Origin of the sequence: Vibrio sp. V04_P4A5T148 (genome assembly GCF_963875605.1) — a bacterium.
In the GTDB taxonomy this organism is placed as follows: Bacteria; Pseudomonadota; Gammaproteobacteria; order Enterobacterales; family Vibrionaceae; genus Vibrio; species Vibrio anguillarum.
In genome coordinates this window covers 60,451-73,078 of the sequence record NZ_CAWNMS010000069.1, presented here as the reverse complement: position 1 = coordinate 73,078, position 12,628 = coordinate 60,451, and the positions used below count along the sequence as shown (strand labels likewise).

Annotated in this window: 12 protein-coding genes and 1 pseudogene; 8 read left to right on the top strand and 5 right to left on the bottom strand. The window is 44.1% G+C overall.

Annotation, left to right across the window (positions count from 1 at the left end):
* Position 1: 1 nt before the first annotated feature.
* Complete coding sequence (locus AACT18_RS14345; RefSeq protein WP_017047959.1) at positions 2 to 157, top strand: hypothetical protein; 156 nt, start codon at positions 2 to 4, stop codon at positions 155 to 157.
* Between the two features lie 54 nt (positions 158 to 211).
* On the opposite strand, the pseudogene AACT18_RS14340 reads toward AACT18_RS14345, so the two are convergent.
* The 4 genes and pseudogenes from AACT18_RS14340 to nadK form a co-directional block, all read right to left on the bottom strand.
* A pseudogene (locus tag AACT18_RS14340) lies at positions 212 to 313 on the bottom strand (Rid family hydrolase); the annotation flags it as partial.
* 53 nt (positions 314 to 366) lie between these two features.
* Positions 367 to 1,581, bottom strand: coding sequence for an aromatic amino acid transporter (locus tag AACT18_RS14335; RefSeq protein ID WP_026028108.1), 1,215 nt, complete (start codon positions 1,579 to 1,581; stop codon positions 367 to 369).
* Positions 1,582 to 1,697: 116 nt separating this feature from the next.
* On the bottom strand, positions 1,698 to 3,116 hold the full coding sequence (gene tnaA, locus AACT18_RS14330; RefSeq protein WP_094125721.1) for a tryptophanase: 1,419 nt from the start codon (positions 3,114 to 3,116) through the stop codon (positions 1,698 to 1,700).
* Between the two features lie 634 nt (positions 3,117 to 3,750).
* On the bottom strand, positions 3,751 to 4,635 hold the full coding sequence (nadK, locus tag AACT18_RS14325; RefSeq protein WP_013857433.1) for an NAD(+) kinase: 885 nt from the start codon (positions 4,633 to 4,635) through the stop codon (positions 3,751 to 3,753).
* Between the two features lie 142 nt (positions 4,636 to 4,777).
* On the opposite strand from nadK, the gene grpE reads away from it, so the two are divergent.
* The 3 genes from grpE to dnaJ all read left to right on the top strand — a co-directional run bounded on the left by grpE (position 4,778) and on the right by dnaJ (position 9,058).
* The gene (gene grpE, locus AACT18_RS14320) at positions 4,778 to 5,377 is read left to right on the top strand and encodes a nucleotide exchange factor GrpE (protein WP_038148829.1); all 600 of its coding nucleotides are present in this window, start codon (positions 4,778 to 4,780) and stop codon (positions 5,375 to 5,377) included.
* A gap of 344 nt (positions 5,378 to 5,721) precedes the next feature.
* Positions 5,722 to 7,629, top strand: a complete 1,908-nt coding sequence (gene dnaK, locus AACT18_RS14315; RefSeq protein ID WP_013857431.1) for a molecular chaperone DnaK — start codon at positions 5,722 to 5,724, stop codon at positions 7,627 to 7,629.
* A 286-nt stretch (positions 7,630 to 7,915) separates the two neighbouring features.
* Positions 7,916 to 9,058 carry a molecular chaperone DnaJ gene (gene dnaJ / locus AACT18_RS14310; RefSeq protein ID WP_026027474.1) on the top strand — a complete coding sequence of 381 codons (1,143 nt, stop codon included), beginning with the start codon at positions 7,916 to 7,918 and terminating at the stop codon, positions 9,056 to 9,058.
* A 109-nt stretch (positions 9,059 to 9,167) separates the two neighbouring features.
* Here dnaJ and AACT18_RS14305 read toward each other — a convergent pair whose 3' ends face one another.
* The gene (locus tag AACT18_RS14305) at positions 9,168 to 9,599 is read right to left on the bottom strand and encodes a type IV pilin protein (RefSeq protein WP_026028109.1); all 432 of its coding nucleotides are present in this window, start codon (positions 9,597 to 9,599) and stop codon (positions 9,168 to 9,170) included.
* Between the two features lie 102 nt (positions 9,600 to 9,701).
* On the opposite strand from AACT18_RS14305, the gene AACT18_RS14300 reads away from it, so the two are divergent.
* Genes AACT18_RS14300 through AACT18_RS14285 form a run of 4 tightly spaced genes read left to right on the top strand, consistent with a single transcriptional unit; the run spans position 9,702 to position 12,549 of the window.
* Positions 9,702 to 10,202 (top strand): GspH/FimT family pseudopilin, encoded by a 501-nt coding sequence (locus tag AACT18_RS14300; protein WP_017043370.1) that lies wholly within the window; start codon positions 9,702 to 9,704, stop codon positions 10,200 to 10,202.
* Positions 10,180 to 10,848: a PilW family protein gene (locus AACT18_RS14295; protein WP_094124938.1), complete on the top strand. Its 669-nt coding sequence runs from the start codon at positions 10,180 to 10,182 to the stop codon at positions 10,846 to 10,848. Before AACT18_RS14300 ends, AACT18_RS14295 begins: the two co-directional genes overlap by 23 nt.
* Positions 10,839 to 12,146 (top strand): hypothetical protein, encoded by a 1,308-nt coding sequence (locus AACT18_RS14290; protein WP_094124937.1) that lies wholly within the window; start codon positions 10,839 to 10,841, stop codon positions 12,144 to 12,146. Before AACT18_RS14295 ends, AACT18_RS14290 begins: the two co-directional genes overlap by 10 nt.
* Complete coding sequence (locus AACT18_RS14285) at positions 12,136 to 12,549, top strand: type IV pilus modification PilV family protein (protein WP_017045593.1); 414 nt, start codon at positions 12,136 to 12,138, stop codon at positions 12,547 to 12,549. Before AACT18_RS14290 ends, AACT18_RS14285 begins: the two co-directional genes overlap by 11 nt.
* The last annotated feature ends 79 nt before the right edge of the window (positions 12,550 to 12,628 follow it).

Below are 12,628 nucleotides of genomic sequence, written 5' to 3'. Positions count from 1 at the left end.
AATGATGAACTCAGCACTTCTTTCGCTATTAGAAAAGAAAAGCACCTCTGAAAAAGGTAAATCCCAATCGACATTGGCTGATAAACTATCGAGTGTCATGGTGTTTGGCGCGACAATCGCCGTAGTTGGTTTGCTAGGGTTAATCTACATTGCATAAATTCACATAAAAAAGACGCTTGATGCGTCTTTTTTATCATCTAGAGAATAGCGCTTACTTGGTCGCTATCACTTCAATTTCCACTTTCGCATCCATAGGCAGGCGAGCAACTTCCACGCATGAGCGCGCTGGAAAAGAGGCTTGGTGGCTTTCAAAGACCATCGTAATTCTCGTCATTAGTGGGTTGCCATTGGTGTAGTGAAACTGACTTAACCGCTGAATGTCGGTAATAGGTTCATCATTGACATAAAGTGGAATACTGCGGTTGCGATACCAAATAAGATCAGCATGCCGATCATTGCGTTGCCACCCGGTGCCATAAATCCTTCTTGACCACCTTCTAAAGTGCGTGATTTACGAGCCAATAACGCTGGAATTAAGCAAGCCCAGATTGTTGCAGCAGCACCCGCATAGCCAATCGCCAGAATAAAGCCGAAAGGGAACAATAAAGAAAGGGTGAGTGGTGGAATAAATGTCACTAGCCACGTTTTAGTTCGACCTTGTTTGTTGTCTTCAAATTTAAACAGGTCTGCCAGAAAATCAAAAACACCTAAGCCTACTCCAATGAACGAAGAAAGAATGGCTGCCATTGAGAAGGTGTTGATTGCGTGCGATACCTTGTCTGAATCAATCACAGAGCCTAACGCTGCTAACAGAACTTCAACGTTACCACCTTGGGCAATCACTGGGCCGAAATTGCTACGTGGTAGGTTACCGTAAATACTGGCCATCCACAGGAAGTACAGACATAGTGCGATAACGGTACCGCCCAAAATGGCGTATTTTGCGCGATGCTCACACCCATAGTAAGAACGCATACTGGCCACTGAGTGATGATAACCAAATGAAGTTAACGCCACAGGTAACATTGCCATAGCGTATGGGGCATAATTGGATTCTTCGTTAATGCGGTCGAAAAGTACGCTAGTATCTATGTTAACGGCTAAACCAGAAACACCAAATACGAAGCTCAGTACCATAAAGGCAATAAGAACAATAGAGATCCTGTCGACTGCTCGAGTAGAGTGCCAAACGAAAAGAGAGAAAACAGCAACAAACAGGACTGATGTGATTTTGTTATTGATACCTAAAACACCTTCTAGAATTAAACCTGAAGATGTGATGTAAGCATAAAGTAAGATACCGCCGACAAAATAAACTGCTAAATTATTAATTCGGTTGACGTTATCGCCAAGGATGTCTTTGGTCACAGTGTTGAAAGACACTTTAAGATCGTAACGCTTGAATGCTTCCAATAGCATCCAACCCGAGAGTGTCATCATGATCATAGTGAAGGTAATTGTGATAAGAGACCAAGTCGTCCAAGCGCCTGCTCCCGCACTCGGTAAACCTAACATTCCGGCTCCGACACAGACGCTTGCTATGATACAAGCTCCGCCTACTAAAGATGGATTATTGTTCATAATCGTTACTCTTGTTTAAGTTTCATGTTGAGGAAAAAGCCCGCTAAATTTATAGATTTTGTTTTGCTCGATTTAGAAGGAAATAGCGCGCCAATTAGGCGCGCTTTAGTTAGTGATTATTCAACTTCCTTTAGACGGGCTGTGAAGTGGCGTAGCACTTGTGGCTCGTAGGTGAAATCGAGTCCCTTCACGTTGTGGGCATTCTCTTTTACTTTCCCAAATGCTTCGATAACAAAGTCCATGTGCGTTTGAGTGTAAGTAGCACGAGGAATGGTTAGGCGTAACAACTCAGCAGGACAAGGGTGTTGTTTACCCGTTGCAGGATCACGGCCTAATAGTAACGAACCGATTTCCACCGCGCGAATACCGGCGACTTTGTAGAGTTCACAGGCCAAAGCATGAGCCGGGAATTGATGCGAAGGGATATGAGGTAATAGTTTGCCTGCATCAACGAATGCTGCGTGGCCGCCAGCCTGCTGACACACAACCCCAATGGCTTCTAGGCCATCAACAAGGTACTGAACCTGGCCGATACGGTACTCTAGCCAGTCTTGACGCATGCCATCATATAGACCGACAGCAAGACGCTCCATTGCACCACCTTCAAGACCACCATAAGTAGGGAAACCTTCTTGAATCACACAAAGCGTGCGGCATTCCGTGTAAGTGTCCATCATCGATTCATCTTTGAAACACAACAGACCGCCCATTTGAACCATTGCATCTTTCTTAGCAGACATGGCTAAACCATCTGCGTATTTATAGGTTTCACGAGTGATTTCTTCGATAGTCCAATTTTGATAACCCGGTTCGCGTTGCTGAATAAAGTAAGCATTCTCAGCAAAGCGCGCAGAGTCCATGATGACAGGAATATCGTAGCGTTGAGCAATCTCGTATACCGCTTTTAAGTTAGCGATAGAGACAGGCTGACCACCGGCAGAGTTACAAGTAATCGTGCTGACAATGTAAGGTACGTTCGCAGGCCCTGCTTCTTCAATCGCCATTTCCAGTTTCGCGATATCAAAGTTACCTTTGAAATCTGCATTGACAGATGTATCGAACGCATCTTTGGTATAGACGTTTTTCGCCACGCAGCAGTTAACCTGAGTGTGACCTTGAGTGGTGTCGAAGAAGTAGTTAGACAGCGCCACCATTTTTGAACGGTCTAGGCCTTTTTCTTTTTCACGCTTTTTAATTAGAACAGGAATATAGATTTGCTCTGCACCACGGCCTTGGTGAGTTGGGATAGTTAACTCATAACCGAAGATATCTTTCACCGCATTCGCCAGCGCATAGTAGCTGCGGCTGCCACTGTAAGCTTCATCACCCATTAGCATTGCTGCTTGCATTCTTTGAGTAATAGAGCCTGTGCCGCTATCAGTGAGAAGGTCAATAAATACATCGTCACTATCGATAAGGAATGGGTTCATACCCGCTTTAAGGATGGCCTCTTCGCGATATTCACGTGTTGTACGTTTTACTGGTTCAACAACACGAATGCGGAAGGGTTCTGGTAAGTGTTTAAAGTTTTCCATGATAATACCTTTGAATAATTTAAATTTCGTCAGGCGATATTAGTCAACACCCTTTATATATTTAGAGTGCAAAATATCGCGCCAAATAATTAGCGATAAAATTCGAGTGAAATAAATCTATTTGAGAATAACCAAGCAACAACTTTAAATTAATAAAGATGAATGCAAGTATCGAAAAGCGATATAAATAGATTTAGTGTTGATGCTGATTGTTTAATGGATTCGAAAGAATGCAGAAACAACCAAGCAGGCTAGGCGTGTGCAAAAGATGGTAAAATTGAGATTTGATAGTCGTGCGTGTACCAAGCTAGGAAGCTTGACCATAACTTATCTTGAATTTTTAGATTTTTACTCATATCTAAATCCGTTGTGAGTTATAGCTGGTTGACTGATGGAACGATTCTTAACCAAGTTGATCAGTAAGTAAATTGATAGAAATAATAATTGTGATCGAAGTCCTTAACTTGAATATGGAATAAATCATGGCTCACAAATAATCAGCTATAGGATAAGTAAATTTATGATAGAAAATAAATAGAAATTTAAAAACTCATTAAATATTAAAGATTCCCGATAAAAAGACCTCGATATTATTAATCGAGGTCGACAGTCAATAGAAGGTGAAGAGGTTGGTTTAAAACAATTTACTCGACCAACCCAGTTTCTTTCTTAGCACGTGATAGTAGCTGTAATCTTTAGGATGAATGAGCTTTAGAATATTTGGGCTTTGGTAAATATGCACTTCATCACCGGGGGAAACCGGTAGGGATACTTGTCCATCGCAGCTAACTTCCTGTGTTCCGCGATTATCAGGCGAAACCAGCAGTTTTATCTGGCGGTTGCCATCCACAACTAGGGGGCGGCTTGAAAGGGTATGCGGGAACATGGGGACCAATGTAATGGCGTTTAAACTGGGGGATAAAATCGGCCCGCCGCCAGAAAGTGAATAAGCGGTAGAGCCCGTTGGGGTAGAAACGATAAGGCCATCAGAGCGTTGAGAAAAAGCGAAGCTATTATCTATATAGACTTCAAATTCAATCATATGTGCAATTTTGCCGGGGTGTAATACGGCTTCATTAAGCGCTGCATTATGACTTTTGACTTGCCCGTGACGATGAATTTCTGTTTCCAGTAAGAAGCGTTGCTCTTCTAAATATTCGCCATTGAGTACTGCAAGTAGCCTTGGTTGAAAATCTTCTGGGTTGAGATCGGTCAAAAATCCTAAATTGCCACGATTCACCCCAATCACGGAAATGTCGAAGCGTGATAATACGCGTGCGGCACCGAGCATATTGCCATCGCCCCCAACCACAACCGCAAGGTCTGCTTTTTTGCCGATTTCAAGCAGGCTAGCGAAATGTTCCGCAGGTACACCTTCCAATATTTCGCTGAGACGATCATCAATAAAGACCGGATATCCCATTGAAGTTAGCCATTGGTAAAGCTCTTTATGTGTCTGAATGGCTTGTTGATCTCTTGGTTTTCCAATGATAGCGATCACTTCAAATGGTTTTTTCATAAATTTTCCAAACTAATTAGGCTTGAATCAGGATTGTTCATCCCCATAATAAGGGCAAGTTATGCCTTTGTGCGAATTTTTGTGTGCTTAACTTTTTGAACTGTGGAGGTTAAGCGCAAAATAGTTGGATTCTGGAGATATCATGAACAACGAAGAAAACAAAATCAAAGAAGAAGAACTACAGCAAGAAGTAGTGGGTCAAGAAGCTGAAGTCGTTGGTACTGACGCGGATATCGATTGGAACGAACAAGTTGAAGTCGATGAGAAAGAGTCCCAAATTGCGCAATTAGAAGCGGCGCTACTGTCGAGCGAAGCAAAAATTCAAGAGCAAAAAGACTCGGTGCTAAGAGCGAAAGCGGAAGTTGAAAATATGCGCCGCCGTTCAGAGCAAGAGATCGATAAAGCGCGTAAATATGCGTTGAGCCGTTTTGCTGAAGAGTTGTTGCCAGTGTTAGACAACCTAGAGCGCACGATTCAAGCTGCTGACGCTGAGAACGAAGTGGTGAAACCGCTGGTGGAAGGTGTGGAACTGACACACAAAACTTTCATTGGCGTAGTTGAAAAGTTTGGCTTGAAAGAGATTAATCCTGAAGGCGAAACATTCAACCCAGAATTGCACCAAGCAATGTCAATTCAAGAGAGCCCAGATCATGAACCTAATACTGTGATGTTTGTGATGCAAAAGGGCTATGAGTTGAATGGCCGAGTGATTCGCCCTGCGATGGTCATGGTATCAAAGTAAAGAGTTGCGAAATAAGCCAAATGCTTTATTGGCGTTAATTTATTCAGTGCCAAAGAGAGGTGTACGTCGCCTCTCTTTTTTATGTCGAAATCGATTAATGTCGAGATAGAAACCTTCATTAAGTGATTTCGGGATTGAAAAAGTCGTTATTTACGCTGTTTAGTCGAAATATCATAACTTTTTTCAATTTTGCCCTTGAAAAGGTGCTGAGTGACCTTATTTATTGGGCATACGAGAAACGAACATCCTTGTTTAGTTTGTGAGTAAGGGTTGAAACCCTGTTCTCCCTCCCCCACATAGGGGGTAGCATAAAACAAAAATAGAATTTATTTGGAGATAGCCTGATGGGTAAAATCATTGGTATTGACTTAGGTACTACTAACTCTTGTGTTGCTGTTTTAGATGGCGACAAACCTCGCGTTATTGAAAACGCTGAAGGTGAACGTACAACTGCATCGGTAATTGCATATACAGATGGTGAGACGCTAGTAGGTCAGCCTGCAAAACGTCAAGCGGTAACAAACCCAACCAATACGCTATTTGCAATTAAGCGTTTGATCGGTCGTCGTTTTGAAGACGAAGAAGTTCAACGTGATATTGAAATCATGCCTTACAAAATCGTGAAGGCTGATAATGGCGATGCTTGGGTTGAAGCAAGAGGCCAAAAAATGGCCGCTCCTCAAGTTTCAGCTGAAGTTCTGAAGAAAATGAAGAAAACAGCTGAAGATTTTCTTGGTGAGCCAGTTACTGGTGCCGTTATTACGGTTCCTGCATACTTTAACGATGCACAACGTCAAGCAACGAAAGATGCAGGTCGTATTGCAGGTCTTGAAGTAAAACGTATCATCAACGAACCAACAGCGGCTGCACTTGCTTATGGTTTGGACAAACAAGGTGGCGATCGCGTTATCGCGGTATACGACCTTGGTGGTGGTACATTTGATATTTCAATTATCGAGATCGATGAAGTTGAAGGCGAGAAAACATTCGAAGTTCTAGCAACTAACGGTGACACACACCTTGGTGGTGAAGACTTTGATAACCGCATGATCAACTATCTCGTTGATGAGTTCAAAAAAGAGCAAGGCATCAACCTAAAAACTGATCCACTTGCGATGCAGCGTCTGAAAGAAGCCGCAGAAAAAGCGAAGATTGAGTTGTCATCAGCGCAACAAACAGATGTGAACTTGCCTTACATCACCGCTGATGCCGCAGGTCCTAAGCACATGAACGTGAAAGTGACACGTGCGAAACTAGAATCTCTAGTGGAAGACCTTGTTCAGCGTTCGCTTGAGCCACTGAAAGTGGCGCTGGCTGATGCAGACTTGTCTGTCGGCGACATTACTGACGTTATCCTTGTAGGTGGTCAGACTCGTATGCCTATGGTTCAGAAGAAAGTGGCTGAATTCTTTGGCAAAGAAGCGCGTAAAGATGTTAACCCAGATGAAGCGGTTGCTGTTGGTGCGGCCATTCAAGGTGGTGTGCTTGCGGGTGAAGTAAAAGACGTACTGCTACTTGACGTAACGCCTCTGTCTCTCGGTATCGAGACAATGGGTGGCGTGATGACTAAGCTGGTTGAGAAAAACACAACGATTCCAACTAAAGCGAATCAAGTATTCTCTACCGCTGAAGACAACCAAAACGCAGTAACGATCCATGTTCTACAAGGTGAGCGTAAGCAAGCCATGTACAACAAATCGCTAGGTCAATTTAACCTAGAAGGTATTCAAGCTGCACCACGTGGCATGCCACAAATTGAAGTTGTGTTTGACTTGGATGCGGATGGTATCTTGCACGTGTCTGCGAAAGATAAACAAACAGGCAAAGAGCAGAAGATCACTATCCAAGCGTCTGGCGGTTTGAGCGATGCTGAAATCGAGAAAATGGTCCAAGAAGCTGAAGCAAACAAAGAAGCGGACAAAAAGTTCGAAGAGTTAGCGACAGCACGTAACCAAGCGGACCAAATGATTCACGGTACTCGTAAGCAAATTGAAGAAGCGGGTGATGCTCTTCCTGCTGACGATAAAGTGAAGATTGAAGCGGCCATTACTGAGCTTGAAGAAGCGAAGAAAGGTGAAGACAAAGAAGCGATCGACGCTAAAGTTCAAGCGCTTATGGCTGCTGCTCAAAAACTGATGGAGATCGCTCAGCAAAAAGCTCAAGCACAACAAGCGGGTGAAGGCCAACAACAGTCTGCAGAAGACGATGTCGTTGACGCTGAGTTTGAAGAAGTCAAAGAAGACAAAAAGTAATTGATTGAGTTCCCTCCTTTTAAACGGGGAGGGCTAGGGTTGGGTGGCTCGCGAGTTTAACCCACCCTAACTTCTCTAAGAGAAGAATGAAATCAACGGTATGATGCGGGCGTTTGGGGTAACTCTTACGCCCGTATGTCTGTAATTAATGAAAACTCATTGGTGTCCATCTAACTAACAGTGTCTTTTTAGTTTGAATTCACTAGAATCTAGAACCATTAGTTAGGTCGATATAAACACCAAGCGGCAGCGTGTCGTTTGCGGTAACAAATTGGTGACGAAGAAGATGTCAAAACGTGATTTTTACGAAGTATTAGGCGTAGGCCGAGATGCCTCTGAGCGCGATATTAAAAAGGCGTATAAGCGCCTAGCAATGAAGTTTCACCCTGATAGAAACCAAGGGGATGACAGCGCTTCGGACAAGTTTAAAGAAGTAAAAGAAGCGTATGAAATTTTAACCGATTCGCAAAAGAAAGCGGCTTATGATCAGTACGGTCATGCTGCTTTTGAACAAGGCGGAATGGGCGGTGGCGGCTTTGGTGGCGGCAGTGCTGATTTTGGCGATATCTTCGGTGATGTCTTTGGTGACATTTTCGGTGGTGGTCGCCGGGGCGGTGGTCAAGCGCGTGCACAACGTGGTGCTGACTTGCGTTACAACATGGAACTGTCTTTAGAAGAGGCCGTTCGTGGTTGTTCGAAAGAGATTGAAGTGCCAACACTGGTCCATTGTGATTCTTGTGAAGGTACTGGCGCGAAGAAAGGCTCGTCTGCGCAAACGTGTGGAACCTGTCATGGTCACGGCCAAGTACAGATGCGCCAAGGATTTTTTGCTGTACAGCAAACCTGTCCGACTTGCCATGGTAAAGGTAAGATCATTAAAGACCCATGTAACGTGTGTCACGGACAGGGGCGTAAGCAAAAAACCAAAACGCTTAATGTTAAAATTCCAGCCGGTGTGGATACGGGCGATCGCATTCGTTTATCTGGCGAAGGTGAAGCGGGAGAAATGGGCGCTCCAGCGGGGGATTTGTATGTACAAGTTCACGTCAAAGAGCACCACATTTTTGAACGCGATGGTAACAACTTATACTGTGAAGTCCCTGTAAGTTTTGCTATGGCTGCACTTGGCGGTGAAGTTGAAGTTCCAACACTCGATGGTCGTGTAAACTTGAAAGTGCCAGAAGAGACGCAAACAGGGCGCATGTTCCGTATGCGTGGTAAAGGTGTGAAAGGCGTACGCGGTGGGGCGATCGGTGATTTGGTTGTCAAACTCGTAGTTGAAACACCAGTGAAACTGAGCGCGCGTCAAAAAGAACTATTACGTGAATTTGAAGAAACTTGCGGTGGTGAAGCGGCAAATAAGCATAAGCCTAAATCGGAAGGTTTCTTTAATGGCGTGAAAAAGTTCTTCGATGATTTAACCAGCTAATTCACTGTTGAATTATTATCTATCCAATAAGGCCTGCAATGCAGGCCTTATTCGTTCCAGATACAGGATGACTTTGTCCTCCCCTCACAAACGGAACATTTGTAGTGTTCTATTTCCAACATGCGCTTGGGGCTGATTCGTTGGTTGATTTCAATGTCATGACCTTATCGCTGGTTAGACATTCATCCTTGTCTTGGCCTCTGGTGCTCTGCGCCGTCGCGGTGATGGTGTAGCTACTGGTTGCGGAGCTGGCGACTGAAAACTGATAGCGTTCAGCATCGCTTTCACAGATGACGCAATTTCCCCCTGAAATGATCCCACTCCAGTCATAACCCTTATCGTAGTGATGCTCCAGTTCCAGTTGAATTCTCCCCATATCGGCGAGTGCGGTGGTTCGGTGCCCTTTTAAAACGTGCTTGGTATAACTTGGATAAGCGATTGCAGACAGTACGCCAATAATCACAACCGCAATCAATAATTCGATCAATGTCATCCCGAACGACCGCCGGTTGTGGTTGTTGCATTTAGAATTTCGAATCATCACGTGGAGTTCCTTGTTGATTTACCCGCTATTTTTATTAGGTGATAGCATTCGCGCAAGGTGAATTTTGTTTCATATTTTAATTACATAGGAATTTGGGAAATGGCTCGCGGGTTTACTTTACTTGAGCTGCTTATCACGGTTTCCGTTTTGTCTATTTTACTCACGATAGCGGCTCCCAATTTCAAACAAGTCAGTGATACGCAAAAGATGCAACGTTTAGCGGGTGAGATTAATGGCTTGATGATGAGCGCCCGTTCGGAAGCAGTAATGAGAAAGCAGCCGCTATGGGCGCATATTGTCATGTCGGGTTCGGTTAATAGCCAAGGTGAATGGCAAATCGTGCTGACTAATTCAGGAACCTATCCCGGGGGGCAAGTGATTTCATCGCTATCGGGGCAACCTTATCGCAATATTGAATTGGGGGTGAATTACCCGTCAAATCAGATCCATTTTGAAGCCATTAATGGCCGAGCTGTAAATGGGAGCCTTGATTTTTCAACACACCAAGGTGCACTCAAATTCACGACCTATAGACCTTCAGGACGAATGCGCCTATGTGGTAATGGAGGAGACTATTTTGGTTTTAAGCAGTGCAGCTAACATACCGAGAGCAAAAAAGCATACCTATAAAGCTCATATCGCTGAAACCAAGCAGATGGGGGCAACGTTAATTGAGTTCATGGTGGCATCCATGCTTGGCTTGATTGCGATAGCCATTATCGGCTCCGTATTCATTACTGGGCAGAAGGTAGCGACCGAAAGAGGCAAGGAGCTACTGCTACTGCAACAAGTGACGGGCGCGCTGCAATACCTCAAACAAGATATTCAACGTGCAGGTTATGATGGCGGTCATGGTAACTCACTCACGTTACTGGATAGCGATGATATCGTTTTTGTTTCGGCCGACCAATCAACGCTCGCGTATGCCTACCTTGATGATACGGGGGCAACGAAACAGATCAGAAATGTTGGGTTTGTCATGACTTCTGGCGCGTTGGGTGTCTGTGACAGGCCGACGTCTGTGATTTCAGGGGCCAAAACCGTTTCCCAAGCGACGGCTGGTTGCTCTGCTATTTTTGATATTAACCAGATTAATGTGACTCATTTTCAAGCCCAGCGAGCATCATTAGCGGCGAATGGTGTGAGCTCAGCCTACATGACGATCTCTATGGCAGCAGAGTTGGTGGGGGATAGCCGTGTATCAACATCATTTGGAGTGGCAATAAAACAAAGGAATTGGCAGTAATGAAGCAAGCTCAGCAAGGCGCTGTAACGTTATTGATCACCACGCTTTTGTTGGTGCTCGCTTTAGTGGTGGCATTAGGCTCCTACCGTTCGCTCTTTTTTCAGATCAAACGAGCACAAAATGAGGTGCAAGCGAGGCAACAGCATTGGCGAGCAGAAGGGGGGCTTGAGTGTGGTTATAGCCATATTATGAACAATAAAAATAGTTCAATTCCCAACAACCTCAATACCTTGTGTGTCGATTTAGAGTTAACGTACCTCTCTGCAGACCCTACTAACGCCAGTACACTTATGTCCCAGTATCAAATGACGACGTTGAAAAAGAACATTCTGTTTCAACGTGGGAGAAGTCCAGGAGCCATTCGTTCTACTTCAGACTTAATAGTGTTTGGCTCTACACTTATTTCTCCACCAGATCCCGGGCCCAAAAATAGTGATGGGAAATATGAATGCGCGGCTATCGCCGTTGCTAAATATGTTATTGCTACGGCGGGAGTGACAAATAATGGTGTTGGGAGTGCTATTCAAAAACCAAGCGCTGTTTTTGACAATAGTGCCGATTGCGCGCCGACGCATAAAACGAACAGTAGTTCACAAAGCGGTATTTGGAAAAATAGTCGCGGTCTTTATGAAGCAGTCGATGTCAAAAATGATATTTACCGAGATGAAACGCTAAACCCATTTAAAGATCTCTTTGGTTACGAACGGGGAGAATGGGAAAAAGCACGCGACGATACTGAATTTAAGTTCTTGAGTTACACAATGACTAGTGGTGATGTTGATTGTGTTTCGAAATTTAAAGGTGCTTTGGTTCTTGGTCAGCCGAATCAAGTATGGATTGATGGCAGTTGTCAACTGAACCAAGCATCGATTGATACAATGTCAACCATACAAAATGCTCATCCTGGGACTTACCTTTTTTTGCTGGTGCATAATGGCGTGTTAGGGATTCGAGGGAGTGGCAGCATTCAAGGGGGGCTCTTTCATTTTAACAGTGGATTTGCCGCTGATACGGCAAATTGGAATGGATTTGATACTGAACTCATCGCGGATCTCAATGCTAATTTTGATGCACCGATAAAAACATTGTACGGCAGCGCTACCACCTTGACGCCAAAGCACGCTACCTACTTACAGTCGGGATCTTTTCAATTTACCGGAGGAATGGCCTTTGATACCCAAGGTCAGATCGCACTATTTTATAACTCGCTACGTTTGCAATATAACAGTGATATTGAAAACAGCTTTTCCTTTTCGGTTCCACCTAGATGGCAAAAAGGTTCATGGAATGATCTCTAAACAACAAGGATTTAGCCTAATAGAAGTAATGATATCGTTTGTTCTAATTGGTGTTGGGGCACTGGGTTTGGTCAAATTACAAGTGTTGGTTGAACAAAAGGCGGATTTTGCCGTTCATAGTATCGAAGCACTACATTTGGCCGAACAAAAGTTGGAATGGTTTCGTAGCCGTGGCGCTTCTGCCGCGATTTCTACTCTCACGCCAGCGAATTTTGATAGTGATATTGTCAACGGACAAGATCACTCACATCCCTTTTATACACTCAGTTGGTCAGTACCAACGGTCTCTTTATCGGGCTCACTGAAAACCATTTATATTGAGTCCTATTGGCATGATCGTCAGGGAAATAAGCAGTCGGTTGAGCTGAAAACCATGATTTCGCAGTTCAGTGAGTTTGATTAGCGTCTCGATGCTTATACAAAAATGAAATATTTGATTTTGCAAATTGGTTACTGATTTGTAGGAAAAAAGAGCATAAGAA

Excerpts from the sequence above, each read along its gene's own strand:
- AACT18_RS14345 (WP_017047959.1), top strand. The coding sequence starts at position 2 with ATGATGAACTCAGCACTTCTTTCGCTATTAGAAAAGAAAAGCACCTCT.
- AACT18_RS14335 (WP_026028108.1), bottom strand. The coding sequence starts at position 1,581 with ATGAACAATAATCCATCTTTAGTAGGCGGAGCTTGTATCATAGCAAGC.
- tnaA (WP_094125721.1), bottom strand. The coding sequence starts at position 3,116 with ATGGAAAACTTTAAACACTTACCAGAACCCTTCCGCATTCGTGTTGTT.
- nadK (WP_013857433.1), bottom strand. The coding sequence starts at position 4,635 with ATGAAAAAACCATTTGAAGTGATCGCTATCATTGGAAAACCAAGAGAT.
- grpE (WP_038148829.1), top strand. The coding sequence starts at position 4,778 with ATGAACAACGAAGAAAACAAAATCAAAGAAGAAGAACTACAGCAAGAA.
- dnaK (WP_013857431.1), top strand. The coding sequence starts at position 5,722 with ATGGGTAAAATCATTGGTATTGACTTAGGTACTACTAACTCTTGTGTT.
- dnaJ (WP_026027474.1), top strand. The coding sequence starts at position 7,916 with ATGTCAAAACGTGATTTTTACGAAGTATTAGGCGTAGGCCGAGATGCC.
- AACT18_RS14305 (WP_026028109.1), bottom strand. The coding sequence starts at position 9,599 with ATGATTCGAAATTCTAAATGCAACAACCACAACCGGCGGTCGTTCGGG.
- AACT18_RS14300 (WP_017043370.1), top strand. The coding sequence starts at position 9,702 with ATGGCTCGCGGGTTTACTTTACTTGAGCTGCTTATCACGGTTTCCGTT.
- AACT18_RS14285 (WP_017045593.1), top strand. The coding sequence starts at position 12,136 with ATGATCTCTAAACAACAAGGATTTAGCCTAATAGAAGTAATGATATCG.